The following is a 26153-nucleotide window of genomic DNA, read 5'->3' as shown; positions in this document are numbered from 1 at the left end:
GTTAGTAATATTTTTTAAAACTGCCTTCTTCAACCCAGTATTTAAAGTTTCCATCTGCATAGGTCACTGTAGCGGTGACGTTAGGGGAGTCACTGGTGCTAGTATACATCAACAGTTCTTCAGTCTCTGGGAGATATAGATATTTCGTTCCCTCTTCACTTATATACTTCTCCCCTTGAAAGTTTTCCGTAATTGCCCTCTCTAACTCTTTTTCATTTACCTCTGCGGAAAAAGAGGTGGCTTGCTCATTATGGAAGGAGATATAAATGTTATTCTTTTCATACTGCTGAATCCATTCGTCGAAACCTGTTTCATCCGCCCCTTCGTATTGAGGGGAGCCGAGAAGGTCTTTCATTTCAGATGTAGTAGCACCAATCATCATCCCGTATAGTGAGAAGTGCTGATCTTTTACTTTAAATAGAGAGGACTCCTGGTTTGACTTGGGTTTCGACTTCTCTTTTGCCTGTTCCTTTTCACTACTAGATGCAGGTGGCAGCACACCCTCGGCAAACATGCTGATAAACGTCGTCTTTGCTTCCTCTTCCCAGTTAGGTACTTCCTTTGTCCAAACAGATCCGGTCGTTTCATTGACCTCTGAAGCAGGCTTGATCTGCAAATATACGCCATTAGGTGATTCAGCCACTAATTTATAAGGTTCACTATGTTGTAAATAACCAACGACTGAATCAACCTCTATTTTTGTGTAATCTTCATCATTACTTTCATTTGGAATAAGAGAGCCATCTACAGATGAACGGCTTTCAAATAACTGCATGGTTCCATTCTGAATGATCAGCTCCTGCTCATCTAGATTAAATGATTGGAAGCCATAGGGGTTGCTGTAACTCACCATGATTGAAATCGGATCTTTTTCGCTGTCAGTAAAATATTCAGGCAACACGTAATTGTGAGGTTCGATCCGTAAAAACTCTTTATAAGCAGAGTTTTTGTTCATCGTTTGAGATATATTGATTAATTCTTGAACATTTAATAAATAGACCGGCTGATTCATGACTAGTGAGGATGAACTTACATGGTAAAGGTAGCCAGCAGACGTAAAGACAATTTCACTTTTTTTAGGGTCTGGGTGAATAAGATAGGTTTTGTTACCATTCTTCTTCTTCGTAAATCCCTGTTTTATGTATTCCTGCTCATCGGATTTTTGGTACGGTTTTACCGTGATGTTTAATGGAAGACCGCTGTTTTTCTTCTCATTTTTCGTTCTTTGCTCCAGTTTCAATGTTAAAGAGAAATCTTGCTCTTTAGAAAAAGAAGCGGTGGAAGCTGGAATCAGGTACCATTCATCATTTGGCTGAGGCAATTTGATTTCACGAATATGTTTATTTAACGAGCTGATTTGGGCGGAAATTTCTTCGCGAACGGTAGCCGGATGCTGGACTTGTTGAGTTTGGTGTGACTGGTCTTTGGAATGAGGCTTAGGTGATGCTGGCTCTTGGCTGCTGCACCCTGCTATAGACACTAATAGCATGGGAGGGATTAGTAGGCGGTTATAACGTTTCAATGTCATTTCTCCTTCGGTTGTATGTATAGATGCAGGTGAATTTATCTATAAGTGTTATTTGTTGTTAATGAAAATTATAGCACTATAGTATGAGTGGTAATAGGGAATATAGACACAAAAACTGGGGATGATTTTCTTATTTATGGAGAGAGTCGCCCTTCATTGCTGGTAAAAATGAGTTAAAGGTGAGGACCAAAGAATGAAGCGTTTATAGATTAGCCAATACCGCTGATAGAAGTATTCGCAATCCCTTCCCGTGTTAGACATGAAGTGAAGACTCTTATCATACGATAAAATTGAGGTGGGAAATATGGCGAGAGTGAAATACCGAGATTCAGATATTGCCTTAATGGCCAGGATGATGAGAGCAGAAGCAGAAGGTGAAGGAAAGCTTGGGATGTTATTCGTTGGAAATGTGATTGTCAATCGCGCCGTTGCCGACTGTTTAGACTTTAGAGATGTCAGAACTATTCCTCAAGTTATTTATCAAGTTCAGGGGGGAAATTATTCGTTCGAGGCTGTTCAGAAGGGAAATTTATTTTATAATCGGGCCCGGTCGATCGAGAAGAGGTTAGCTGAAAGAAACTTAAAATACTGGAGGCAGCACCCGGCGAAATATGCGCTTTGGTATTTCAATCCTTATGCACCTTGTCCGCCAACCTGGTATAATCAGCCTTTGACTGGCCAATTTAAAAACCATTGCTATTATGAACCAAGACCAGGAACATGTGCGAGTGTGTATACGTGAGGCTTGCTTTGCGAATGGATAAGACGAAGAAAAAGGTGCCTGACTTCACCGCTTTAACGCAGCGGGGGTCAGGCACCTTATTTTAAATCCGTTCAACAATTTTCTTAAGTCGACCGGCAAGTGGAATAACAATCAAACCGGCGATGACTATTTGCATAACATTCCCTGGAATTGAACCCAATGGCAGGATCCAGTTGCCGTAAAGAACGACTTCGGTAAAGTAATAGCCAACAACTTTAATGATTAGTGCGGCAACAATAGCAAGTGAGTAGACAAGCACTCGCTTGCCGGGTACTTTTTCAGCGATTAGTCCTGCCGTATAGCCCATTGCGCCCACGATGATGAATGTAAATGGCGCCCAGATAACCCAAGGTGAGAGCAAGTCGAATATACACATGCCGAACGCGCCGGCGATGGCTCCTGTTTTTTTGCCGTAAACGAAAGCGGCGATAAACAAAGGCACATTCCCTAAATGAATTAAGCCTCCGTTCCCCATAATCGGCAGTCTGATGTTGATAAACATCGTAGCGACTAATGTAAGAGTGATAAAAAGTGCGTGAATGACTAATGTTTTTGTTTTAGTCGTAGTTGTGGGTGAATAGGTAGATTCCAATGTGATACCTCTTTCTTTTTTTTACATATTATCATACTCTTATTCTAGGAGATTATAAATACTTTATTTAAATAAAGGCAGAATTTTTTGTGATATTCAATTTTTGAATGGACATCAAGCATTTTAGATCTCGTATTTAAGACGGCTTGATTAGGGAAAGAATGTTACAAACACAATCAGGAGGTTTCGGAATGGATAATAATGATCTATTAATTAGGCTGCGCTATGCGCTTGATATTAAAAACTCAGACATGGTGAAAATTTTTGAACATGGCGGCAAGAAAGTAACAAAGGACGAGGTGCTTAAGCTGCTGACGAAAGCACCGGATGAAGAGATGGATGAGATGGAAACGGAAGACCATCTGAAATGTGATAATGAATCACTAGAACGGTTTTTAAACGGCTTGATTATTTTTAAACGGGGCAAGCAGGAGCCGAAGCCAGGTCAGCCGGACACGTCGCCGCTGACGTTAAAGAACAGCAACAACGTCAATAATGTTCTTTTGAAGAAGGTGAAAATTGCCTTGGCATTAACGAGTGAGGATATCATTGATATTTTAGATGATGCCGGAGTCACGATCACTAAAGGGGAACTGGGCGCTTTGTTACGAAAAGAAGGTCATAAGAATTATAAAGAGTGTGGAGATAAATATGCGAGGAATTTCCTGAAGGGCTTGGCTATTCAATACAGAGGCTAAATAGTTAATGGCAGAGATCAAAGAGCTGGTGTGATAATCAGCTCTTTTTGCCGTGTCTCCATGTGATCATTTCACGCCCATAATAGGCTTTAGTTGAAAATAGTCGAGGGCTTCGTTCACATCATGGAGGTTATTTATCTTTTTCTCCAGACAAAACTGGATGACCAGATCCCATGTATCGCTGTCAGACAGGAAATAACCGGCGGAACTCAGCAAATGATTTGTTTCTTCTTTAGTAAGTTCTAAAGCCAAGGCAAGAGAAATAATCGTAGTTTTTTTCGGGCGGTATTCGGCATTGGAACGTATCTTGGAAAAAAGCCTGCGATCCATACCTGCTTTATTGTATACTTCCGGATCAGTGAGACCTGAACGTTCAATGTAGGTGAACAGGACTTCTTGAAGCGATTCTTTCCTGTTGATTTCAATGAATGCAGTAAGTTCCTCATCAATGGAATAATGCGCGCTTTCAAGCAGGAGAGGTTCTTCATGAATAATGAACTCTTCTAATAAGTATCCTTGAACATATTCGTTTAATTCATTGAGCGTTTCTTTGTTCAGCATATCCTTCACCTCTGTTCAAAATGTCGCTTTAGAAGCGACCAATTACCGAACGGCTTTGAGTAAAATTATACCATGGTTACTTACACGGGAGGTCGATTCATATGAATATGAATAAAACAGAGATGATCTTTTTGCTTGATCGGAGCGGATCAATGGAAGGTCTTGAAAAAGATACCATTGGCGGATTTAATTCCTTAATAGAAAGGCAGTGCCGGCTAGAGGGTGAAACGATGGTAACGGCCATTTTATTCGACGATCAATATGAAGTGTTATGGGACGGGATTGATGCAGAGAAAGCCAAGTTAACAGAAGAGGTCTACTATGCGAGAGGTATGACGGCTATGCTTGATGCCATTGGAAAAACTATATTAGACGTTGGCCACCGGCTGTCTATGACGAATGAAGACGAAAAGCCGGGCAAAGTCATTTTTGTTGTGACAACAGACGGAATGGAAAATGCCAGCCGTGAGTTTACTTATGCAAAAGTGAAAGAGCTGATTAAACATCAGCAGGAGAAATATCAATGGGAATTTATCTTTATGGGTGCCAATATTGATGCCGAAAAAGAAGCAGACAGTATAGGAATTAGCGTTGAAAGTGCGTATACCTTTGAAGCGACAGACGAGGGTGTGCAGCATATGTATTGCATGATGGAGGAAGGACTTTCGACGCGCAGAAAAGCAATCGACAAATAAGGAATGGCTTAAACAAGAAGTTCAATGAGTTGGACTTCTTTCTTTAGATTTGATGAAAATGGACAGCAGGTCATACATATTTGGTAAAATAATGTAGTATATAAGTTTTCAGAAAGAGGGGGATGAAAATGGGTGTATTCAGATCCATTGGAAAAGGTGTGGGAACGGTTGGGGGAGGTCTGATCGGCGGCGCTGTCAAAGTGACCGGCAAGGCTGTCGGAAGCAAGTGGAAAGGCACGGGTGAATGGATAGAAGAAGTCGGTGAAAGCGTACAATCCGCTTCTAAAGTGACGCTCGACAATGCAGGCCAATTTGTAGATGGCGCTGTGCAAGGCACGTACGGAGCGATTAAAAAAGATGATGAATATAAGCAAAAAGGATTGAGAGATCTAAAAGATTCCACTGGAAAAACGGTAAAGGGAATGGGCGCGGCATTAAAGTACACAGCGAACAATGCCGGCACTGCCTATAAAGGGTTTAAAAGCGGAGATAAAGAGCAAGCCATAAATGGACTGAAGAATATTGGCAAAGTTGTTGCTGTGTCAGGTCTTGCGATTGGTGTAGTAGATGTGATTGACGGGGCAGGCGTAGTGGAAGCGGAAGCGTTTGATACAAGAAACGATCATCTAAAAGGCTTTGAACATCCCGAAACAGGCGTCACTTTCGTAGAAAAAACAGTAGATCTGCCCAATGGACAAGTAGTAGAAGGGACATTCCCTGTCTTTGATTCGTCATTTCATGTGGAAATAGCAGAAGAACTGTATACCGAAAGTGATGTGGTTCATTTTGGGTTGGCCAACGAGACATTGCATCAATCGATTATCGACAATCCTAATCTTGCTAATGAGTTAGATATATCTAATGCGGATTTCCAAGCTCTTGCACATGGCCAGACACCCGAAGGATACACATGGCATCATCACGAAGAGCCGGGACAATTGCAGCTAGTAGATGAAAATATTCATGATCAAACCGGACATACAGGTGGCAGAGTCATTTGGGGTGGAGGCAGTGAGTACCGGTGATCAAATATAATTGCGTATAAAATTTAGAAGCACATTTTTATTTGGGACCAGTTGAAGAAGTGTATATGCGTCATATATGAGCTGAAAGGGTATAATATGTTAGAAGAAACCGCCTAAGTTGTTGGTTAGATCATAGCGGTAAAAGAATGATTCTGTATATATGGATACCATTTAGTGAAAGGAAGATTAGATGACGAATACTATTGGCTGGAACTTCGACAACAGCTATGCTCGTTTGCCGCAACTATTCTATACGAGCCAAAACCCAACACCTGTGCGTTCACCAGATTTGCTTGTTCTAAATAGTGAGCTGGCTGAATCGCTTGGTTTAAATGCCGAAGAGCTGCAAACGGATCAAGGGATAGCCATTCTTGCTGGGAATGAGACTCCAGACGGGGCTTCACCGCTTGCTCAAGCCTATGCGGGGCATCAGTTCGGACATTTTAATATGTTAGGAGATGGACGGGCAGTCCTGCTTGGAGAGCAAATTACTCCTCAGGGTGGGCGTGTTGATATTCAATATAAGGGTTCAGGAAGGACACCATATTCAAGGGGTGGAGATGGCAGGGCGGCGATTGGACCGATGCTGCGTGAATACATTATCAGTGAAGCCATGCATGCACTCCGAATCCCAACTACCCGCAGTTTGGCAGTGGTAGCAACAGGAGAGCCTGTTATTCGGGAAGCGGATTTGCCTGGAGCCATTTTAACTCGCGTGGCGGCCAGTCATTTGCGTGTTGGCACCTTTCAATTTGCGGCTCAGTGGGGAAAAGATGGAGATCTCCAGACGCTTGCTGATTATGCCATCGAGCGCCATTATCCAGCGGTCGCGACAAGTGAAAATAAGTACCTTTCCCTGCTGCAAGAAGTGATTAAACGACAGGCTGTTCTTGTAGCGCAGTGGCAGCTAGTAGGCTTTATTCACGGGGTAATGAATACAGACAATATGACGATTAGCGGAGAAACAATTGATTATGGACCATGCGCTTTTATGGATACGTATGACCAGGCGACTGTGTTTAGCTCGATTGACAGGCAAGGGCGTTACGCCTATGGAAACCAGCCCTATATGGCAGGCTGGAACTTAACGAGACTAGCGGAAGCTATCTTGCCGCTTTTACATGAGGAAGAAGAACAAGCTGTCAAACTTGCAGAGGAATCACTAGCCAATTATTCAGATCTGTTCAAAGAAAATTGGCTTAAAGGTATGCGCGCGAAGCTTGGGCTTTTAAAAGAAGTGACAGAGGATGAAGCACTGATTGGGGAGCTTCTAGAAACGATGCAGGAACATAAAGCAGATTATACGAATACGTTTCGAGCTTTAACAATCGGTGAGTTAGAGGGGCAGGAACTGTTTCAGACAGAGCGTTTTCTAAAGTGGCATACACAGTGGCAGAAGCGACTAGAGCTGGAGGATTCTCAGTCAAATTCACAAAAACTGATGAAAACAACCAATCCAGCCATTATTCCTAGGAACCATCAAGTCGAAGCTGCGCTGGAAGCGGCAGAGAAACGCGGAGACTATGAAGTGATGAAGCGGCTTCTCCACGTTCTCTCTGATCCATATGCCTATTCAGCTGAACAAACAGAATATGCTGCACCGCCTGCACCATCTAACCGCCCGTATCGCACGTTTTGCGGGACTTGATCATTGATAGAAAAAGTTTAGTTTTTAAGGTTACTGATTCTTTTGCACTTTGTTTAACAACCTCGGAAAGTGCTAGGCACTTTTGACAGGAGGTGTAAAAATGTTTGGAGAAAAACCGAAATGTTCAGTTTGCAGTAAAGATATAGAAGACGGGGATGAAGTTTTTGTGAAGATGCGGTATCCAAAACGGAAAGGGTTCACGGAGATAAAAGCCTACCTTAAGAACGAAGGGCGCTTCATTTGCGAGAATTGCTTTCATCAAAATAAAAGCGGCTAAACTCACATAGGTCAATAAAGGGGCGCACCGATGCGGCGATCCCTTTATTGACCTTCATAGTTTTAATATCCAACCTCAACTGAAGCCACTACAATATACATCTGATCGTTTTTATCTCCTTTTTCGGGCAGCTCAATGCCGCTTGACGTCAGCATCCCGCCATCTTGTGTTTCAATAATCACTTGGCCATACGGCAGTACCGCTTTGACAGCTTCCCTATCGAGCTTCTCATGGTCACATGGCAAGGCCAGCTTAACACGTACAATCATGTTGTCCAAGCTATTGTCAGGAAGCACAGTGCGAATGCCTGGAAGAGAATTAAAGTGAATGGCATTTTTGACGGCGCGCACAGCTGCCTGCGTAATGTCTTGGCCGTGCACATCAATCCCCATACCTGTTTCAATAAACATCAATTGTTTCATTAAAAATCCCTCGCTTTTATCAAGATTACTATTAACATACAGTAAATTAGAAGTAGAGCCAACTTCTAAATAAATTATATTTTTTAATTGTGTAGAAGGAATAATTTCGCGAAATATAGAGGGAATTGTCGGTTTTGTATGGAATAGTAGTTATATTATTAAGAAATATATTAAATGAGAACAATCTAAACTACTATTTTTTTAGTGCATATATTACGTATCTGTCGATTTTCCTGCAGCGAAGACCACTACATAGATGTAACTTTCCTTAACGGATAATAGTCATACGAAAGGGGGATAAACTGTGCAAGAATCGCCATTTATGTTAGTCAAGTTCTCATTAGAACAGCTTGAATGGTTTTTCCAAGTATCTACAGATATCTTTATGGCGGTCGACCAAGAAGGAAATATTCAGTATGTGAATCCTTCTTGGGAAAGAACGATGGGTTACGCAAATGAAGAAATTGCAGGCCTTCCATTCCTTGAACAGGTTTGTCGAGAAGAAAAAGATCACGTTTGGAATCAATTTCTCAAAATCCAACGGGGAACGGCTGCTCTTCCTCTAACTAGCTGTTGGATAACAAAGAGCGGAGAACAATGCTGGCTAGAGTGGCAGGCTTCGTGGTGCACAGAATCCGGTATTGTCTATGGCATTGCCAAAGATGTGACAGAAGAAAAGAAACTATTAGAAGAAGCGAAACTTACTGATCAATATTATCGAGCGCTATTTAAATACACTAGGGATGCCGTTGATATTTTAGATGCCAATGGCTGTGTGATAGAAGTTAATCAAGCTTTTGAACACCTTTATGGCTGGACATTGGAAGAGTTAAAAGGAAAACGTCTTCCGATTCTTCCGACTCATTTGGCTCATGAAGTAAACCTTTTAATGAAGGAAATTAAAAGGGGAGGAAGTGTCACTAATTATGAGACGATTCGTCAACGAAAAGACGGAGCTTTAGTATTTGTTGCATTGACGGTCACTCCTCTTTATGACCAAACAGGTGAATTAATTGCTTACTCAGCAATTACAAGAGATATATCGAAAAAGAAAGTGGCAGAACTAAGAGAAAAAAGCAAGCAGCAGCAATTACTAGAAGGGAAGCTGAAGGCGGAACAAATTGTTGAAAGTATTACTGATGGCTTCTTTGTGCTCGATCGGGATTGGCGGTTTGTCTACGTGAGTGAGTGGCTGCAGCGGCTATGGAATAGAAAGCAAGCAGAGCTTCACGGCGAAGTTATTTGGTCACTGTTTTCTGAATCAGTCCGGCCAATATATGAGGACCATTATAGACATGTCATGGAAAGTGGAGAAAAGCTGACATTTCAAGTTTATTCCGATGAGTTAAACAGGTACTATGAGTTGTGTGTTTATCCTTATAAAGGCGGGATCACGGTATACATAAGAGACATTCATGAACAGCAAGTGGCCGTCCAACAATTAAAGGAAAGTGAAGGGAGATTCCGGCAGATTGCAAACAATATTAACGAAGTCTTTTGTTTGCATACAACAGATGGCTCAGAAATCATCTATGTGAATCCAGTGTTTGAAAAGGTATGGGGTTTTCCGGTGGAAGAAGTGTATCGTTGTCCGGCATTGATTCTCGAAACGGTTCATCCAGATGATCGAGAGCTAATGGCAGATTTTTTAATGAACCCAGAAAAAAATAACTGGGAAATAGAGTACCGCATTGTTCGCAGAGATGGAGCTACACGGTGGCTGCGTACCCGTTCTTACGCAGTGGCAGACGAAGATCGTATGGTTAAAAGAAAAGTTGGAGTTTCTGAAGATATTACAGAAATTAAAGAAAAAGAAGCCTTACTTAGAAAGTGGGATAAATTATCAGCTGCTGGATACATGGCGGCCGGAATGGCACATGAAATACGGAATCCACTCACCGTAGTAAAAGGCTTTACACAGCTTTTATCTTATGAAACGACAGAGAACTATACCTCTGTTATTATTTCAGAAATTGAGCGGATTGAAGAAATTATTGAGGAATTTCTAAAGCTTTCTAAGCCGCAAGAGGATGTAAAGTATACATTAGGTGCGATTAATGAAACTTTGAAAGAAACTATCCACTTACTTCAGCCAGAAGCTCTATTAAATACTATCCAATTTATAGAGGAATATGATTCTGATCTGCCCTTAGTTTCTTTTAATAGTGGTCAAATGAAACAGGTTTTTTTAAATATTATTAAAAACGCGATCGAAGCCACGGGTCACCAAGGCACCGTTCATATTCAAACGGGTCAAAAAGATGATCAAACTATTTTTATGCGCATAGTAGACGATGGGATAGGAATAAATAACGAGCGTCTTCCATACCTTGGTGAGCCATTTTATTCTAATAAAGAAAAAGGAACGGGCCTAGGGTTAATGGTAAGCTTTAATATTATCAAAAATCATCGTGGGAAGATCCATGTGACTAGTAAAGAAGGGGAAGGAACAACAGTGGAGATTCTTCTCCCAGTAATGAAGTGATGAAGGAGAAGCGTAAAAGGATATAGTCATTCTGAATGATAAAAACAGATCCCGCTTAGAGGAATCTGTTTTTTATTAGTCTACTTCTACATACTTTTCTTCCTGAATTTTTTCCAATTGTTCTTCAGATATTTGATAATAGTCAAGTATCTCTTTCGTGGTGGTTGGTGAAGGAAATTTTCTGCGTCTTAAGTGACCAAATTTCTTTTTATTGTAAGTGCTCCAGGCCATTAACAGAGCAACGCATAGCAGAGCCATGATGAGGGTGAACAACAAAATGGCATTTACGTTAGCCAGAGTCAATGAGTAAAATTTAAAGCTGATGCCCCACTCGAAATTGATGATTAAATAGAATAGAAAGGTCGCTAAAAAGAGCCAGCCCAATAAAGTAATGATCCCTTCTAAGATGCTTCTCAGGATAGAGCTTTCCTTTTGTATAATCATTGTGATCCCTACTTTTTTATAAGTGTCTGCCCCGGTCCGGACTTTCCCAAGTCACAAATTGGTCTTTATCCTTTTTCAAAACCTTTATTGTCCGAGGAAGTGCTGCAATGACTAATAATGCATTTATGTGCCAGTAGAGGATTGGGTACCAGATCCCCCATAATAAAAATTTTATAATGTTTTTTTCGTAATGCCTTTCAATCAACAAGGCCACTAGAAACTGTACTAAACAAATGAGAGATAAGAAGTTTCCGATCCAAAATATCGGCATTATATAGTTGTTATAAAAGATAAATTGATAAGCCATATAGAGGAAAGTGATAAACCAGGCAATCGCCCAAGTGACACTAAGAATTTGTTCTAAAAACACGGGATATAATCTTCTTTGTCTCCAATCCAGAAATATATTCATGTGGCGAAGAATGACTTCAATTCCACCTTGGGTCCAACGAAGTCTCTGTTTCCATATTCCTCTAAGCGTTTCAGGTACTAACATCCAGCAAAGAGCTTGCGGTTCGTAACGGACGTCCCAAAAGTTTCTCTGAAGCTTCCAGGTTACTCCGATATCATCGGTTATTAGATCTGTATCCCACATATCTACCTGTAGCAGCGCTTTTTTTCGAAAGACGACGAATACGCCTGAAACAGTCATCACTTTCCCCATAACTCTTTGCGTTCGTTTGATCAGGCCAATAATACTTGCATACTCCACTAGCTGAATTTTGGCTAATAAACTGGAGCGGTTTCTGATCCTGGGGTTTCCTGTAACGGCACCCACTCTTTCTGCGTTGCCGGGAGTAATGAAGTGGGGCGCTATATATCTTAATGCATCCTTATCTAATACTGCATCACTGTCAATTGTCGCAATTAATTCCCCTTTAGCGGCCAATACTCCCTGTTTTAGCGCGTTCGCCTTTCCTTTGTTCTTACGGACGTTCACTACTCTTAAAAGCGGATACGTGTCTAGTAATGATATTAGAATCTCGGAAGTTCGGTCCGTGCTGCCATCATTAATGACAATGACCTCGTAATGAGGATAATGTAAGTTAGAAGCATATTGGATCGTTTCTTCGATGATTTTTTCTTCGTTATGTGCAGGAATTAATATGGAAATGAAAGGGAGTTCGTGGTCCTCAAATGTTGGAAGAGAAGGTTCTCTTTCTCTTTTGAAAAAGTAGACTAAGCTTCCAAAAATCCAGAGAATCCCCATCACTAAAGGATAATAGAATAAAAAAAGCATGACGAAACTTTTCAGAAAACACCCCTCCTTATGAAAATAAACCTAGATGAAAATACCTGACCCACATTTAAAACAATCTTCCAGAGTGAAATTTGGTTACTTCTCAATAACTTACAAATAAAAGATATTGTTTTATAATATTTACCCATTTTTCTAAATAAATAGATTAAAATGAAAAATATACATATAAAGTAGGAGGCAATTGAGACAGCATGAAAAAATGGTTCTTTGGCATCGTTAGTTTATTATTATCAATGTTTATCATCCACCCGGCTAGTGCCGCAGGTCCTTCGTTTAAAGACGTTGGTACAGGTCATTGGGCTTATTCCGATATTGAGTGGGCGGCAAATAAAGGGTTAGTAAACGGATACGATGGAATCTTTAAGCCGAACAATGATTTAACAGAAGCGCAGTTTGCGGTGATCTTAGTTAGATATTTAAAGCCTGGATTTGACACCAGCTATGTCGATAATGACCGGTATACTAACCATTGGGCAGAGAAGTATTATCACTTTTTAGCACATGAAGGTTTTGAGCTGCCAGGGCATGATTTATCCAATCTAACTGTCAGAGAGAAGCCAATTAAACGAATAGATGTAGCTCGGTCGTTAGCTTTTTCACAAAGCTTTGCCGGCACAACGAATGAAGTGATTGATTGGATGTATACGCATCATCTGACAACTGGCAAGAAAAGTTCGAGTGACCGGTATGTAGATTTTGGAATGAATGACCACTTGAAACGGGGACAAGTCTCTGCCTTTTTTAAACGAATGGATACAGCAGGGTTTCGGACGATTTCTGCTAAATTAGTGCTAACAGTAGCTGGAAAGCATATTGAAGTACATCCAGTTAAACAAGATGGGTTTGTTTATTTTCCAGTAAAAGAAAGTTACGAAAAAGTGGGAGCCAAAGTCAGTGATGATCCGGCTAACGGCCAGATGATTGTAGAGCTGCGAGAGGATCGAAAAGTGTATAAAGAAGGCACCAGCATGCAAGTGACGGACAGAGATGGTAAGAAGAAAACTATTTCATTATACAAAAGAATCAATGGTGTGATGATGGCTGCTGAACCGGTCTTTACTAGTCAGTTTGCAGCGGAAGATCCTGAAACGGGTCAGGAGTATGGAGTGGAGATGGTCAAAGGTCCAAGAAGATATGAGCTCAATCCTTTTATCGATACCCAATACTATTTTGGCGGGGATGATAACGGCATCCGCTACCGCAAGCTTGAAGCCTTCTCGGAAGAAGCGAAGAAGAACATTAAAGTGTATTATCGATTTATGACGAGTCAATATCTCGAAAAAGAAAAAGGCACGACAATGGAAGCAACAATTACGAGAGCAAGTACAGTAAATGGAAAGAACTACGAAGAAGAAATTACTTTCAATGGGACTGTTCTCAACAACAAAGCTACAGGTCAAATTAATTATATGAAATTTGTTAAGGTCTCCGATAATTATTCATATTCAATTCAAGAAATAGCTCCTATGCCATTTAATTCAGCCTATGAAAATGGTGAACTAAAATGGTCTTGGAGCGAGGCGTTTAACTTTATTAAAAAGGCACAGAATTAAAAGATTGAAGAATATGGATTACTTTCCTTTGAAGCGGGTATTCAAGTAGCATACCTGTTAAAGGAGATGATCTAGATGTCAATCGAAGTATTGTGCAATGTGGATAATTGTAAGTACTGGGCTAAAGGTGATAAATGTGTCGCTGATAAGATTTCGGTGATCGGTCTTCAAGGCAGAAAAGCGGACGACATGGAAGAAACAGCTTGTAAAACATTTGAACATGATGAATGAGAAAAAGAGCTATCCCGCATACTCGGTCAAACTGGAGTATGGGATAGTTCTTTTTTTTGTTATAGAAGTTTTGCTAATTCGTCATATTTAGCTGCAATTCGAAAAGAATAAACTTAACAAGTATTTTCAAATGAAATAATGGTTATTTTTAAAAATGGAGGGTATTCGACTTAATAGAGGAGTTAACTCAGGGGGGTATCTTTTAAAGGGTTTTACACAAAGAAAGTCATACTTACATTTGAAAAGGAGGATTATATATGAGCAAATATGTTAAGTTTGGAATTATGATTTTGACATCAACCCTTGTGATGCTAGTGCTTATGTACTTGAATACGTATCAGCTGGACCATGTATTTTTTAGCGAGACAAGAGTATACATGGCCATTATGATGGGAGCAGCAATGGCTATCATTATGCTAACTTTTATGCTGAATATGTATACCAATAAAAAAGCGAATATAGGTATTTTTGCCGGCAGTGCCCTAGTATTTTTTATTATGCTTTCGCTTGTGCGTAGCCAAACCACTGTCGATGATACTTCTTGGATGAAAGCAATGATTCCTCATCATTCGATTGCCATCTTAACCAGCGAGCGAGCTGAAATCTCAGATCCGCGTGTTCGCGACCTTGCTGATCGTATCATCAAGGCCCAGCGTAAGGAGATAAAAGAAATGAAGGCTCTAATCAAAGATATTGAAGAAGAGAAAAAATAATATGTAATAAAACTATTCGTAAAATACTTAAATGGATAAAGATAAGCTAGAAAAGAATTTAATTAGTAAATAGTAAAGCAACTATAAATTAATTGCTGAGCACTTCTTGAAGGGTAAAATTTTCAAGAAGCGCTCAGCAATTTTTATATTTATCAGCTCGTTAAAAAAAGAGCTAATAGTGAGTTTGGTTTTTTCATTTTAATGGTAAATATGTTAAGAAGGTCCACCTATTTGAAAGGAGGTGAAAAAAGCGTGCGCGCCCGTTTATGGAGCTATTTTATTGTCGCTGCAGCCTGTTTTTTACCGAGTCAGGCTCTTGCAGAAGAACTGTTGATGCCGCTTAATCCCAATGATACTATTGCAAATGCCGTGCCAGCTATTGTTGAAGCTGCAAAGGAAATAGTGAAGGTGGAAGCACCTGCAGATAAAGTGGAAACAAGTCCAGAGACGGGATCGGAAGTAACGACTCCCCTAGCAGAAATTAAGGTCGCGGAGGAAGCAGTGAAAGTAACAGCTTCATCGGTACAAGCAGAAGTAAGCAAGGAGTCCGGAGTAAAAGTGTCCACTCCAATTGCGGAAGTGGAAGCTTCAAACAAGGCGCTGCAAGTAGAAGTGCCAGACGTCAAATTGAAAGCAGAAGCAAGTCCAGAGACGGGATTGGAAGTAACGACTCCCCTAGCAGAAGTTAAGGGCACGGAGGAAGCAGTGAAAGTAACAGCTCCAGCGGTACAATCAGAAATAAGCAAGGAGTCTGGGGTAAAAGTGACCACTCCGATTGCGGAAGTGGAAACCGCGGGAGAAGCAGTGAAAGTGTCGACTCCAGCGGTAGAGACTGGAATCAATAAAGAAACACAGGTAAATGTCAAAGCTCCGGTGGCAGAAGTAGAACCTAGATCACCGCAGCCAGCAGATCTGCCAGAGATTGTACCAAATGTAGTAACTGAACCAGTAGTAGAAGGAGAGAAAGTAAATCCACCAAAAGAAGTTATTTCTTCTATTGTAGCTGTTGAAGAGGCAGCTGCTAATGAAGTAATGCCGCAACTAGTGATGGAACCAAAGCAGGTCAACAAAAATAATAAGACTGAATATTCAAATTTTAATAGTCGGAATTTAGTATTATTTGATTTTACAGATGTGAAAGAAAAGGAAAAAATTCAGTCAGCTCAGCCTGTTCCTCCTATAAATAACTCAGCAGAACAGACAACCATTCATTCTAGTGAAATGGTTGTTCCTGGAAATGGTTTTTCGGGAAGTAACGCACAAAATACAGCATCAGGAGCAGGGTTTGGTTTTCAGTTAGTCATTTGTGCCGCGTTTCTAATGATTCAAATTGCTCTTAGCCATCAACAGAATAACAAGCTTGCTTTTTTAATGAATCAATGGAAAAACGCTCCTCCCACTCCACCGCCGAATACCTTCTTCTTCTCAAAAGTAATTAGTTAAAAAATGAGAAGAAGGAGAGAGGAAAATGTATAAAAAAAACATGCTTCAAACATTGGTAATGGCCGGGATAGTGACAGGTTTGTTTTTTGGAACAAATGAAGCAGCAGCAGAAGAAAATACATCTTTGCCAATCAGCGAAACACAAGTAACAGAGACCGTCTCCGAAATTCAAAAAACTGTCGAGGAGCCCATTAAGCCAGTGGTTGATAGTGTGAGTCCAAGTGAACTGGCTGAGCCTCCTGTAACTGAAAAACCGCAAGAGAGTCAGCTGATTAAGGTTGAAGTGAAAAGTGAACCGATAGGGACTGTGGAAGTGAGTGTGGTGGAAAAGGAGAGCTCACCAAACAGTGAAAGCATAGCTTTAGTTGCTGCAGAAGTGGAGAAAACGCCAGTCGGTGATGTAAAAGCTGATGTTTTAGAAAATAAACAAACGAGTACAGCCACTGTAGAAAAAGAGGAAAAAGCAGTAGTAAACACAGATGTAACGAACACACCAGTTGGCGACGCGGATGTAGATGTGGTGAAAGAAACAAAAACAACTATGGAATCAGCGACGCAAGACCGTAGTGCAGTAGTGGATACGGATTTGGTGGATACACCAGTTGGTGATGTGGATCTGGATGTGCTGGAAGACACCAAAACGACTACAGATTCAATGACGCAAGACCGTAGCGCAGTAGTGGACACGGATTTGATGGACGCACCGGTAGGTAACGTGGATCTGGACGTGCTGGAAGATACAAACACAACTACGGAATCAACGACGCAAGACCGCAGCGCAATAGTGGACACGGATTTGATGGATACGCCAATCAGTAACGTAGATCTGGATGTGTTGGAAGACACCAAAACGACTACAGATTCAATGACGCAAGACCGTAGCGCAGTAGTGGACACGGATTTGATCGATACGCCAATCGGTAACGTGGATCTGGATGTGTTAGAAGATACAAACACAACCACGGAATCAACGACGCAAGACCGAAGCGCAGTAGTAGACACGGATTTGATCGATATGCCAGTAGGTAACGTAGATCTGGACGTGCTGGAAGATACAAACACAACTACGGAATCAACGACGCAAGACCGAAGTGCAGCAGTAGACACGGATTTGATGGATACACCAATCGGTAACGTAGATCTGGATGTGTTGGAAGACACAAAAACGACTACAGATTCAATGACGCAAGTCAGTAGCGCAGTAGTGGACACGGATTTGATGGACACACCGGTAGGTAACGTGGATCTGGACGTGCTGGAAGAAACAAACACAACTACGGAATCAGCAACGAAAGACCGCAGTGCAGTAGTAGACACGGATTTGATGGACACACCGGTAGGTAACGTGGATCTGGACGTGTTAGAAGATACAAACACAACTACGGAATCAATGACGCAAGATCGCAGTGCAGCGGTAGACACGGATTTGATGGATACGCCAATCGGAAACGTGGATCTGGATGTGTTAGAAGATACAAAAATTACCACAGACACTACAACGCAAAACCGCAGCTCAGTAATAGACACAGACTTGATCAACACGCCAATCGGTACGGTCGATCTAGATGTAGCGGAAAACTCAAACTCAGATCCGTTTACACAAGACCGCTCTGAAGCAGCGGAAGAGACGGACCTGATCGGTGACCCGGTTGATGAGATCGAGATTGATGTACTAGATGATGTGGTTCAAGTGACTGATGAAGAGGAACAGACAGCTGCATCTTCACCAGCGCCGGTTTTTGACGTTTTAGATGAAATCACAGTTCCTGATACAGATGAGGAAGTGGGAACAGATCAACAGCCATCTCCAGCAAAAGGAGAGTTGCCGGTAAATAGCGGTGGGACCGTTGACGTAGCCGATTCTCTAGTAAATGACATTAGTGAAGGAAGAGATAAGCAAACTCCGATTCTGCTAGACAACCGCTTGACAGCTGCAGATTCAGTTCGTTCTAGTTTGATGCCTATTGAGACAGCTGTCGAAGACGATTCAGCACAAGCTTTCGCACATGATCAGCAGCTTTTGCCAAAAACAGGTGGGCTTTTTGATCAAAGACTATTACTTGCTTTATCGATTTGTCTCATTTTACTAGGTGTGTATTTCACTTATTTCAAAAAAACTCAAGTGTAAGCTGTAGAGATCCGCTAGAAAGGACACACTTCTTCTTTCTAGCGGATTTTTTCACAAGTGAGGTGTTCATCATACGCAAGCTAGGTCTTTTATTCATCATTTTAGGAATTGGAATAGGCGGTTATGTATTATATGGAAGCTATCAGCAAGACAAACGGACAGAGAAAATGGTGAGAGAAATCGAACAATTGGGAGAACGGACGGTACCCACTTCTGCAGAAGCTTCTCAAGAGGAGCCACCTTCAAGGTGGGTACTCGTTATTCCCAAAATTGATTTAACCGTGCCAGTGTTAGAAGGTACTACTGAAGAGGTGCTGGATGTGGCCGCTGGAAAGCTAGAGAGTAGCGGACAGCTGGGTAAGAAAGGTCATAACTTTGTTGTAGCTGCACACCGAGCCTATCAATTCGGCCGTTTCTTCAATCGGCTGGATGAATTAGAAGGTGGGGATGAAGTGCTTGTACAATCAGCTGACACGACCTATCAATTTCAAGTGTCAGAGAAAAAAATCATCAATCCCAATCAAGCGGAATATTTAAACCCAAAACCTGATCACGCCATGCTTACTCTTCTGACATGCCATCCGATGTATTCAGATAGCAAGCGTTTGCTCGTATTTACAGAGTTACAAAACAATTAATTTCTTAGCTATCTAAGATTATGCTGTAATGAACAACAAAACTTAGATGAATCAATCGAAAAGGCAGCCGCATAGGCTGTTTTTTTTAATGAAAGCGAATCTATCTGCCAGCGGCTTCATTCTGTCAAATAAGCTTTATCACTAGCCAGTTTCACATATAACTAATGAACTCGAAAGCACTGAGGTATATTGACCTACATCTCTTAATATAAATTAGGGAACTGACATTTACTTAATATGGGTGCAGCTGCTTCTAGAAGTGGAGAGGAGACGATCAGATTGTATTGCAGAGAGTGCGGAAACAGCGTAAATGATCGAGCAGAGGTATGTTCTAGTTGTGGGGTTCGGCCTTTAAATGGCCAAAATTTCTGTCAGTCTTGCGGAACGGAAACGAAAGCGGCTCAAGAGCTATGTACGAAATGTGGGGAACGTCTAAAGAATTTAAAAGGTGCGGGGGTTGGTCAAGATCAGCCATCCGGCTTAGTAAACCTTGCTGCTTGCTGTTTTCCAATAGTTGGTTTGATTCTTTATTTTGTATGGAAAGATGAAAAGCCGAAGTCTGCTAAATCAGTATGTAAATGGGCAGCCATTGGGTTCATTGCTACGGTTGTGCTTTATGCCTTGTCGTTCTTTTTAGGAATACTGTCTGAAACTATGTACTATTATTAAAATGTTTGCGGGGAGTTCCATGGATAAAGTACTTCATGCTTTATTTGCTTGTCATAGACTGCCGGAGAGGTCTTTTTTTCATCGGGGTAAACAGTTTCCAATTTGCGCGAGGTGCACAGGAATTCTTGCGGGTTATCTGCTTGGACTCATTTATGCGATCGTAGTTGGAGCCATTCCACTATTAATAGCTGGTCTGCTTTTACTTCCGTTAATTGTGGATGGGGGGCTTCAATATATAGGTAAATGGCATAGCACGAATACACGCAGATTCATCACTGGCATATTAGCAGGTGTGGCTGTAGATTTCTTGATTTGGGGAATCGTTACGGCGGGTTTTAGTCATGGCAAACTAATCGTGCAGCATCTGATCGAATAAATGTAAGGGGGAGCTACATGTATTGTTCGAACTGTGGGGAACAAATATCAGACAAAGCAGAAGTATGTCCAAAGTGTGGAGTGCGGCCTTTTCATATAAGAAACCATTGCTTTAATTGCGGAAAGAAGGTAAACGAAAGCCAGGAAATTTGTGTGGATTGTGGTGTTTCGTTAAATAAAAGAAGCGTGTCTGTGTCTGTGACTAGTGATGCGAAAGAACCTTTGCTTATCGCCCTGCTGTCATTCTTAATTACTGGATTAGGGCAAATGATTGTTGGGCAGGTGAAAAAGGGAGCTGTTATTTTAATCTGCAGCGTTATTTTTGGAATGATTACCTTTGGTATGTCTGCCTTCATCACTGTTCCGATCGCTATCATTGATGCCTATTTAATTGCTAAGAAAAAGAAAGAAGGGAAAGAAGTCGGTGAATGGGAGTTTTTCTAACGGAGAATCGCTAATAGCAGTAACAGGACTGACACGCGGTGTCAGTCCTGTTTAAGTTATAATCTCCAATCACCCTGTTAATGAAGTGATATGATCCGACTGTACAGAAGGTTTATCAGGAAAGCATATCGGAAGTTTAATGGTGAACTTTGTTCCTTTTCCGACTTCACTTTCGACCTCAATTTTCCCCTTCATTAAGTCAATAATTTGATAAGAAATAGTTAATCCCACCCCTGTTCCGAGATCTTTTGTAGAGTAAAAAGGAGTGCCGAGCAGATCGATCTGATTTTTGCACATTCCTTTTCCATTATCAATAATTTCAATGACTGCCCACTTATCCTCTCGGAAGCTGTTGACTTGAATTCTTCCATTATTTCCGGTTGCTTCAATACCATTTTTTATTAAGTTAATTAACACTTGCTTTATTTCGCCTTGATTCCCTTTGACGAACAGTTGATCTTGAATGTTAGATTCGATAATGACACTTTGAATATTTGTATAGGATCGCATCAGTTCAATCACTTTTTCCATTTCGATACTGAGGTTGATGGGTTGCACAATTTTCGTGTTGGGTTTGGCCAGTGATAGGTAGTCATTAATAATTAATTGGACTCTGTCTAATTCTTCTAGTGAAATATCGATGTACTTTCTTTGAGTGTCATTGATGTTATTATCAGAGTACATCAGCTGCATAAATCCGCGGATAGAGGTCATTGGGTTACGAACTTCATGCGCCACAGAGGCAGCGAGCTGACTCACTACGCTCATCTTTTCCGACCTTTGAATTTGCTTTTGAAGAGCCAGTTGCTCGTTTAAGTTTTCGATGAATGAAATCACTACCAGCAGCGTGCACCAAATAATGATGGTGAACAGTAAATAAAGATCAATGTACTCATGTTGTTCGATATTATAAAGCTGAAATGCGCGGTTGCCAGCAATGAGCCAGTAGATTAAGCTGACAAAGATGTTTTTTCTAAGGAGAGTTAATTCATTATAGCGACGATAAAGACCAACTAACAGGACAAAGGCAATCGTGTAATTAAGTAAGCTTACAAGCAGTCCTGCTTGATCAAGGTACGTTCGATATATAAACATAGCTGCAATAACAATTAATCCTTGCATCGGTCCGCCATACAAAGTGGCGATGATAACTGGTACGATCCGTACATCGAAATGAAAGCCGCTGTCCATTTGGACCGGAAATGACATGGTCAGAAAAAGCATTACTATCAGCGCAAACAACAATTTCCCTTTCCATTTTGAATGGAATCTATAGCTACGTGTGAACCCCAATTGATAAAAAACAATCGGAAGTAGAACAATAAGAGCGTGTAAAAAAATTTGATCTACATGTAACGACATAAGCATACTCTCCCGTGTATATAGACTAAAAGTACTATATAATTATTTTCTACAAATTACGAGTGATATCCTTCTTTTTGGGTTTAAGGGGTTGAGGGGTCAGACCCCCGGTGCTTTAAAGTGATAAAGGAGATTTTTATATGGTGCTAAAGTATGAGTAATTCTGCGTTATAATGAATGAATACCAAAGTGGAAAAAGGACTGTTGTTATGTGGAATACTTAAAAAAGTTTAAGTTTGTTGGAGGAAGAGTGGTGAAAACAGGCATTGCGGTTTTTCTTACTGCTCTTATCTGCCAATTGCTCGGCTGGCCGCCGATGTTTGCGGTAATTACAGCGATTGTGACGATTGAGCCTACAGCAGCAGACTCTATTAAAAAAGCATATGTCAGATTTCCTGCTTCAGCTATTGGGGCGGCATTTTCAGTTATTTTTAATTTTGCATTTGGAGATAGTCCGTTAACTTACATGTTAGTGGCCATGGCTACGATCATCGCATGCTACAAACTTCGCCTTCATGAAGGAACATTAGTAGCTGTGCTGACTGGAGTCGCTATGATCTCAACGGTTCATGATCATTATGTGTCGTCCTTTTTTGTACGGCTCGCAACTACAGGGATTGGATTATCAGTGTCCACTTTAGTTAATTTGCTTGTCATAAGACCTAATTATTTTGATGCCATTCGAACGAAAACCGCGCAATTTATTTTAAAGACTGGTGATTTGATTGAAAAAAGAGGAAAAGAAATTATTGAGCTTCAGCCTCTTCATCAAGAGACAAAAGCTGATTTCGAGAAACTTTTGAAAGACATTGAATCAGTGGAGACGCTCTGTCAGTACCAAAAGAAAGAGTGGAAGCTGCACCAATTTAATCGGGAAGACATCCGAACGTTTCGGTATGAATATAAAAAGTTGAATCTTTTGCGGCAAATTAATTACCATGTGGGCAATTTAATCTCAGTTCCTACGCTGGAATTGTCTTTAAAGAAAGAAAGAATCATCGCTAATATGGTGACTGCTTTGAAGACGACTTTACATCATCCGCACTTTGAAATGGACCATCAGCATGTGCAGGTTGTTGAAGAACTGCTCGCCCATTTTAAACATACGGTAGGGGAGCAGGTACCGTTAGGACACAGTTTTTCTCCAGGAACAATTATATTGTACGAATTGTTATCTATTCATGACCTGCTGGAAGAGCTGCGGCACCTTCATACGCTGGAAATGCGTCATCAAGAGTTATTTGAATAGAAATAAAAAAGCCATGCAGAAAAAATTTCTGCATGGCTTTTGCGCTTTAAAGCGATGGGGGACTGTCCCCTTAGCTTTTTGGTGTGAATTGTTTTTCAACTGGGCCGTTCCAGTCGCCCATGCCAGGTACGACGCGGATGATGTTTGTATGACCCTTCATCCACATGGTGTCGCATGCCATTTGGCTTCTCATTCCAGATTTACACATAACGTAAATCGTTTGATCTTGAGGGATGGCGTTTAAATAGCCTTCTACTTGTGAAAGGGGAACAGAGTATGCTCCTGGTACGTGGCCTGCAGCATATTCTTCAGGCTCGCGCACATCTAATACAAGCATTGGCTCTGAGCCCAATTTAGAGATTAACTCTTCGTTAGAAATAGAAACGACGTCTGTTTCTACGTTTTCTTTTGGCTCTGCTTTTTTTACATAATGAATGAAAAGATCGCCTTCTTCAACAAGTGATAAATATTCGTGGCCTGTGCTTTTTGCCCAAGCAGGAATATCAGCTACGGAACCTTTATCAGTCGTAATCAATTCAAGTGTTTCTCCAGCGTTCATGTTTTTGATCGCGTTCTTAGTTTTTACGATTGGCATCGGGCAAGCAAGGCCTTTTGCGTCAACAGTTACATCTGCATTCATGTTTTAATAATCCCCTTTATTTTTAAAAATATTTTTAGACAGAGTTAATACATTTTTTTAGAAAGAGCTGACTTTCATCAGCTCTATTTAATTACTTAGGAGTCACAACGGAATCGCTGTTTTTCTTGCTCCAAGCACTGAATCCGCCTTCTAAGTGAGTAACATCTTCAAAGCCAAGGTGTTTCATAACACTAGCTGCAATCGCAGAACGAGCGCCAGATTGACAGTGAATCAGTACTGGTTTTGATTGATCAAGCTCTTTGCCTGTTTTTCTTAAATAGCCAAGCATTTTGTGTTCTGCACCTTGAATATGACCTTGTTTCCATTCAGTGTCATTACGAACATCGATGACTTGTGAATCTTCTTTTAATTGGTCAAACTTTTCTACATCCACTGTTTTGTATGTTTCTGTAGCTGCGCCTTTCACTGATTCAGCTGCAACTAGCTTCACGACATCGTCAAGGTGAATAGAGCGAAGGGCAATTAATGCTTCTTCAGCTTGATCTTTGTCTACAATAACAGCCATTTCTTCATCATAGCCAACTAACCAGCCAGCCCAGTTCGTAAGCATTTTTCCGAACGGAATGTTAATGGCACCTGGGATAAAGCCCTTTTCAAATTCAGAAGCCGGACGAGTATCTAATAATACGTGTTTGTCTTCTTTTGCCCAAGCTTCTACTTCAGCAGCATTGTCCGTCCATTCAGGCATGTCACCTGAAACGACATTAGGCCCAACTTTATTTACACGTTTCATTTCTGCAAAGTAAACAGGTGCTTCAGGCTGATCTTTTAATAATTCAGCAATGAACTCTTCTTTGTTATCAATCTTCATTGCCCAGTTGAATTGCTTTTCATAGCCAACTGTAGAAGAAGGCACCGCACCAAGAGATTTACCGCAAGCACTGCCTGCACCGTGTGCCGGCCATACCATCATGTAGTCTGGAAGCTGTTTGAAGCGTTGTACAGAATCATACATTTGCTGCGCGCCGCTGTCAGCTGTACCAGCCATTCCAGCTGCTTTTTCCAGCAAGTCAGGACGTCCGATATCACCAACAAACACGAAGTCTCCTGTGAAGATTCCCATCGGCTTAGAAGCACCGCCGCCAATGTCAGTTAAAATGAATGAAATACTCTCTGGTGTATGACCAGGTGTATGCATAACTTCAAATTCAATATTACCTACTTTAAATTTATCGCCGTCTTTAACAAGTTCAGCATTTATATCATCAACATATTGATATTTCCAGTTTTCATCGCCTTCATCTGATAAATACAGCTTTGCATCATGTTTCACGGCAAGCTGACGAGCACCAGAAACGAAATCAGCGTGGATATGTGTTTCTGCAGCAGAAGTAATAGTCATTCCTTCTTTTTTTGCAGCTTCGATAATGTGATCGACATGACGTGGAGGATCGATAAGGATCGCTTCACCTGTTCTTTGACATCCTACCATATAAGCGTATTGAGCTAACTTTTCATCAAAAAATGTACGAAATAACATAAGTTTACTTCCTCCTTTTTTATATACCTTGTGGGGTATCTAAATACTACCACAGGTATTTTATTATTGCAAACAAAAAAATAAAAAAAGTTTCATTTCTCATCATTCCCCGAAATGAATAATTGAAACAAAAAAGATATCTGCCCTGGATTGATGCGGATTCTGACACTGTGATCACTTCGATTGATATTTTTATTTTTTTAGAGTTCCTGTATAAAGTGTATGAAAGCAAGGGGGTAATGAGATGGGGGGGAGGGTATGTTTAAGGGTTGTTGATCTCTGTTCAGCTTCCTGTTTTTCGTAAGTATATGCATGGAGTTATCAACCAGCGAACTTGAATCATACGGCTGAGAAAAAAGTACAAAAAGTTAAAAAGGACTAAACAATATATGCCGACTTCTATTTATATGAAATTGATTGAACCTGGTTTTAATCTGTATTTAAAGGATTTTAGGCAACGGTTTATTTGATCAATAAGACTGCGAAAGGATGCTTAACTTATATACAGATATTCTATTTTTATTGGAACACCTATATTTAGTTTTGGAAAATTGAGTGCGGACACAGATTAATGAAAGAAAGGAACAAATCTATTAATTTGAAACATAGATCCAAGCCTATGAAGGTATGTGCAACCTTCTTAATAAGTTGCTTGAAATAAACTCTCTTTCCTCTGCCTGATAATGAAACCGTATTAAAGGAATAAAAGCATTTTCTAAAACATACTATACCTTTAGAAAAGTAAAACAGATTGTTTGTTAAAACGTAATAATTCTTATTAACAAGATAATTCTTCTCAAGAAGGACC

26 protein-coding genes are annotated in these 26153 nt (G+C 40.7%); 17 read left to right on the top strand and 9 right to left on the bottom strand.

Features of this window, described 5'->3' with window-relative positions; all coding sequences use genetic code 11:
- Window position 1: 1 nt before the first annotated feature.
- Window positions 2–1522, bottom strand: a complete 1521-nt coding sequence (locus tag JOC78_RS14170; RefSeq protein ID WP_204557004.1) for a hypothetical protein — start codon at window positions 1520–1522, stop codon at window positions 2–4.
- Between the two features lie 310 nt (window positions 1523–1832).
- Here JOC78_RS14170 and JOC78_RS14165 point away from each other — a divergent pair, with 310 nt between their 5' ends.
- Window positions 1833–2270 carry a cell wall hydrolase gene (locus JOC78_RS14165; protein WP_204557003.1) on the top strand — a complete coding sequence of 146 codons (438 nt, stop codon included), beginning with the start codon at window positions 1833–1835 and terminating at the stop codon, window positions 2268–2270.
- 82 nt (window positions 2271–2352) lie between these two features.
- Here JOC78_RS14165 and JOC78_RS14160 read toward each other — a convergent pair whose 3' ends face one another.
- Window positions 2353–2883, bottom strand: coding sequence for an ECF transporter S component (locus JOC78_RS14160; protein ID WP_204557002.1), 531 nt, complete (start codon window positions 2881–2883; stop codon window positions 2353–2355).
- 191 nt (window positions 2884–3074) lie between these two features.
- Here JOC78_RS14160 and JOC78_RS14155 point away from each other — a divergent pair, with 191 nt between their 5' ends.
- Window positions 3075–3581 carry a YehS family protein gene (locus JOC78_RS14155; protein ID WP_204557001.1) on the top strand — a complete coding sequence of 169 codons (507 nt, stop codon included), beginning with the start codon at window positions 3075–3077 and terminating at the stop codon, window positions 3579–3581.
- Between the two features lie 66 nt (window positions 3582–3647).
- Here the strand turns inward: JOC78_RS14155 and JOC78_RS14150 are convergent, their stop codons facing one another.
- Window positions 3648–4142 carry a hypothetical protein gene (locus JOC78_RS14150; protein WP_204557000.1) on the bottom strand — a complete coding sequence of 165 codons (495 nt, stop codon included), beginning with the start codon at window positions 4140–4142 and terminating at the stop codon, window positions 3648–3650.
- A 101-nt stretch (window positions 4143–4243) separates the two neighbouring features.
- Here JOC78_RS14150 and JOC78_RS14145 point away from each other — a divergent pair, with 101 nt between their 5' ends.
- From JOC78_RS14145 to JOC78_RS14130, 4 genes are all read left to right on the top strand, one after another.
- Entirely contained in the window at window positions 4244–4837 is a 594-nt protein-coding gene (locus JOC78_RS14145) for a vWA domain-containing protein (RefSeq protein WP_204556999.1), read from the top strand.
- 128 nt (window positions 4838–4965) lie between these two features.
- Complete coding sequence (locus JOC78_RS14140) at window positions 4966–5862, top strand: HNH endonuclease (protein ID WP_204556997.1); 897 nt, start codon at window positions 4966–4968, stop codon at window positions 5860–5862.
- Between the two features lie 190 nt (window positions 5863–6052).
- Window positions 6053–7510, top strand: a complete 1458-nt coding sequence (locus tag JOC78_RS14135) for a protein adenylyltransferase SelO (protein ID WP_204556995.1) — start codon at window positions 6053–6055, stop codon at window positions 7508–7510.
- A gap of 100 nt (window positions 7511–7610) precedes the next feature.
- On the top strand, window positions 7611–7787 hold the full coding sequence (locus JOC78_RS14130; RefSeq protein WP_204556993.1) for a Fe3+ hydroxamate ABC transporter substrate-binding protein: 177 nt from the start codon (window positions 7611–7613) through the stop codon (window positions 7785–7787).
- 62 nt (window positions 7788–7849) lie between these two features.
- Here the strand turns inward: JOC78_RS14130 and JOC78_RS14125 are convergent, their stop codons facing one another.
- Window positions 7850–8209, bottom strand: coding sequence for a Lin0512 family protein (locus tag JOC78_RS14125; RefSeq protein ID WP_204556991.1), 360 nt, complete (start codon window positions 8207–8209; stop codon window positions 7850–7852).
- Between the two features lie 304 nt (window positions 8210–8513).
- On the opposite strand from JOC78_RS14125, the gene JOC78_RS14120 reads away from it, so the two are divergent.
- Entirely contained in the window at window positions 8514–10694 is a 2181-nt protein-coding gene (locus JOC78_RS14120; RefSeq protein WP_204556989.1) for a PAS domain S-box protein, read from the top strand.
- 75 nt (window positions 10695–10769) lie between these two features.
- Here the strand turns inward: JOC78_RS14120 and pgaD are convergent, their stop codons facing one another.
- Both pgaD and pgaC read right to left on the bottom strand, forming a co-directional pair.
- On the bottom strand, window positions 10770–11138 hold the full coding sequence (gene pgaD / locus JOC78_RS14115) for a poly-beta-1,6-N-acetyl-D-glucosamine biosynthesis protein PgaD (RefSeq protein ID WP_204556987.1): 369 nt from the start codon (window positions 11136–11138) through the stop codon (window positions 10770–10772).
- A 16-nt stretch (window positions 11139–11154) separates the two neighbouring features.
- Window positions 11155–12378, bottom strand: coding sequence for a poly-beta-1,6-N-acetyl-D-glucosamine synthase (pgaC, locus tag JOC78_RS14110; RefSeq protein ID WP_204556984.1), 1224 nt, complete (start codon window positions 12376–12378; stop codon window positions 11155–11157).
- A gap of 212 nt (window positions 12379–12590) precedes the next feature.
- On the opposite strand from pgaC, the gene JOC78_RS14105 reads away from it, so the two are divergent.
- The 9 genes from JOC78_RS14105 to JOC78_RS14065 all read left to right on the top strand — a co-directional run bounded on the left by JOC78_RS14105 (window position 12591) and on the right by JOC78_RS14065 (window position 20593).
- The gene (locus tag JOC78_RS14105; RefSeq protein WP_204556982.1) at window positions 12591–13952 is read left to right on the top strand and encodes an S-layer homology domain-containing protein; all 1362 of its coding nucleotides are present in this window, start codon (window positions 12591–12593) and stop codon (window positions 13950–13952) included.
- A 75-nt stretch (window positions 13953–14027) separates the two neighbouring features.
- A complete protein-coding gene (locus tag JOC78_RS14100; protein ID WP_204556980.1) occupies window positions 14028–14183 on the top strand; it encodes a DUF1540 domain-containing protein in 156 nt (51 codons plus the stop codon).
- A 257-nt stretch (window positions 14184–14440) separates the two neighbouring features.
- A complete protein-coding gene (locus JOC78_RS14095) occupies window positions 14441–14896 on the top strand; it encodes a DUF305 domain-containing protein (protein ID WP_204556978.1) in 456 nt (151 codons plus the stop codon).
- A gap of 252 nt (window positions 14897–15148) precedes the next feature.
- Window positions 15149–16339, top strand: coding sequence for a hypothetical protein (locus tag JOC78_RS14090; protein ID WP_204556976.1), 1191 nt, complete (start codon window positions 15149–15151; stop codon window positions 16337–16339).
- A 25-nt stretch (window positions 16340–16364) separates the two neighbouring features.
- The gene (locus JOC78_RS14085; RefSeq protein WP_204556975.1) at window positions 16365–18467 is read left to right on the top strand and encodes a hypothetical protein; all 2103 of its coding nucleotides are present in this window, start codon (window positions 16365–16367) and stop codon (window positions 18465–18467) included.
- 62 nt (window positions 18468–18529) lie between these two features.
- A complete protein-coding gene (locus tag JOC78_RS14080) occupies window positions 18530–19105 on the top strand; it encodes a sortase (protein WP_204556974.1) in 576 nt (191 codons plus the stop codon).
- Window positions 19106–19384: 279 nt separating this feature from the next.
- Window positions 19385–19774, top strand: coding sequence for a double zinc ribbon domain-containing protein (locus tag JOC78_RS14075; protein ID WP_204556973.1), 390 nt, complete (start codon window positions 19385–19387; stop codon window positions 19772–19774).
- A 19-nt stretch (window positions 19775–19793) separates the two neighbouring features.
- Window positions 19794–20150, top strand: coding sequence for a DUF2085 domain-containing protein (locus JOC78_RS14070; protein WP_204556972.1), 357 nt, complete (start codon window positions 19794–19796; stop codon window positions 20148–20150).
- A 17-nt stretch (window positions 20151–20167) separates the two neighbouring features.
- Window positions 20168–20593: a zinc ribbon domain-containing protein gene (locus tag JOC78_RS14065; RefSeq protein WP_204556971.1), complete on the top strand. Its 426-nt coding sequence runs from the start codon at window positions 20168–20170 to the stop codon at window positions 20591–20593.
- 69 nt (window positions 20594–20662) lie between these two features.
- Here the strand turns inward: JOC78_RS14065 and JOC78_RS14060 are convergent, their stop codons facing one another.
- Window positions 20663–21955, bottom strand: coding sequence for an ATP-binding protein (locus tag JOC78_RS14060; RefSeq protein ID WP_204556970.1), 1293 nt, complete (start codon window positions 21953–21955; stop codon window positions 20663–20665).
- 253 nt (window positions 21956–22208) lie between these two features.
- Between JOC78_RS14060 and JOC78_RS14055 the strand changes: the two genes are divergently transcribed.
- Window positions 22209–23204 (top strand): aromatic acid exporter family protein, encoded by a 996-nt coding sequence (locus tag JOC78_RS14055; protein WP_420829944.1) that lies wholly within the window; start codon window positions 22209–22211, stop codon window positions 23202–23204.
- Between the two features lie 70 nt (window positions 23205–23274).
- Here the strand turns inward: JOC78_RS14055 and JOC78_RS14050 are convergent, their stop codons facing one another.
- Both JOC78_RS14050 and JOC78_RS14045 read right to left on the bottom strand, forming a co-directional pair.
- On the bottom strand, window positions 23275–23844 hold the full coding sequence (locus tag JOC78_RS14050) for a sulfurtransferase TusA family protein (RefSeq protein WP_204556966.1): 570 nt from the start codon (window positions 23842–23844) through the stop codon (window positions 23275–23277).
- A gap of 91 nt (window positions 23845–23935) precedes the next feature.
- Window positions 23936–25345, bottom strand: a complete 1410-nt coding sequence (locus JOC78_RS14045) for an MBL fold metallo-hydrolase (RefSeq protein ID WP_204556964.1) — start codon at window positions 25343–25345, stop codon at window positions 23936–23938.
- Between the last annotated feature and the right edge of the window lie 808 nt (window positions 25346–26153).

This window comes from Bacillus ectoiniformans (assembly GCF_016908875.1).
Taxonomy (GTDB): domain Bacteria; phylum Bacillota; class Bacilli; order Bacillales; family Domibacillaceae; genus Bacillus_BX; species Bacillus_BX ectoiniformans.
This window is presented reverse-complemented; position numbering and strand designations above follow the sequence as displayed.

Excerpts from the sequence above, each read along its gene's own strand:
- JOC78_RS14060 (WP_204556970.1), bottom strand. The coding sequence starts at position 21,955 with ATGTCGTTACATGTAGATCAAATTTTTTTACACGCTCTTATTGTTCTA.
- JOC78_RS14155 (WP_204557001.1), top strand. The coding sequence starts at position 3,075 with ATGGATAATAATGATCTATTAATTAGGCTGCGCTATGCGCTTGATATT.
- JOC78_RS14065 (WP_204556971.1), top strand. The coding sequence starts at position 20,168 with ATGTATTGTTCGAACTGTGGGGAACAAATATCAGACAAAGCAGAAGTA.
- JOC78_RS14045 (WP_204556964.1), bottom strand. The coding sequence starts at position 25,345 with ATGTTATTTCGTACATTTTTTGATGAAAAGTTAGCTCAATACGCTTAT.
- JOC78_RS14130 (WP_204556993.1), top strand. The coding sequence starts at position 7,611 with ATGTTTGGAGAAAAACCGAAATGTTCAGTTTGCAGTAAAGATATAGAA.
- JOC78_RS14095 (WP_204556978.1), top strand. The coding sequence starts at position 14,441 with ATGAGCAAATATGTTAAGTTTGGAATTATGATTTTGACATCAACCCTT.
- JOC78_RS14140 (WP_204556997.1), top strand. The coding sequence starts at position 4,966 with ATGGGTGTATTCAGATCCATTGGAAAAGGTGTGGGAACGGTTGGGGGA.
- JOC78_RS14050 (WP_204556966.1), bottom strand. The coding sequence starts at position 23,844 with ATGAATGCAGATGTAACTGTTGACGCAAAAGGCCTTGCTTGCCCGATG.
- JOC78_RS14135 (WP_204556995.1), top strand. The coding sequence starts at position 6,053 with ATGACGAATACTATTGGCTGGAACTTCGACAACAGCTATGCTCGTTTG.
- JOC78_RS14085 (WP_204556975.1), top strand. The coding sequence starts at position 16,365 with ATGTATAAAAAAAACATGCTTCAAACATTGGTAATGGCCGGGATAGTG.
- pgaC (WP_204556984.1), bottom strand. The coding sequence starts at position 12,378 with ATGCTTTTTTTATTCTATTATCCTTTAGTGATGGGGATTCTCTGGATT.
- JOC78_RS14150 (WP_204557000.1), bottom strand. The coding sequence starts at position 4,142 with ATGCTGAACAAAGAAACGCTCAATGAATTAAACGAATATGTTCAAGGA.
- JOC78_RS14105 (WP_204556982.1), top strand. The coding sequence starts at position 12,591 with ATGAAAAAATGGTTCTTTGGCATCGTTAGTTTATTATTATCAATGTTT.
- JOC78_RS14070 (WP_204556972.1), top strand. The coding sequence starts at position 19,794 with ATGGATAAAGTACTTCATGCTTTATTTGCTTGTCATAGACTGCCGGAG.
- JOC78_RS14125 (WP_204556991.1), bottom strand. The coding sequence starts at position 8,209 with ATGAAACAATTGATGTTTATTGAAACAGGTATGGGGATTGATGTGCAC.
- JOC78_RS14145 (WP_204556999.1), top strand. The coding sequence starts at position 4,244 with ATGAATATGAATAAAACAGAGATGATCTTTTTGCTTGATCGGAGCGGA.
- JOC78_RS14100 (WP_204556980.1), top strand. The coding sequence starts at position 14,028 with ATGTCAATCGAAGTATTGTGCAATGTGGATAATTGTAAGTACTGGGCT.
- JOC78_RS14165 (WP_204557003.1), top strand. The coding sequence starts at position 1,833 with ATGGCGAGAGTGAAATACCGAGATTCAGATATTGCCTTAATGGCCAGG.
- pgaD (WP_204556987.1), bottom strand. The coding sequence starts at position 11,138 with ATGATTATACAAAAGGAAAGCTCTATCCTGAGAAGCATCTTAGAAGGG.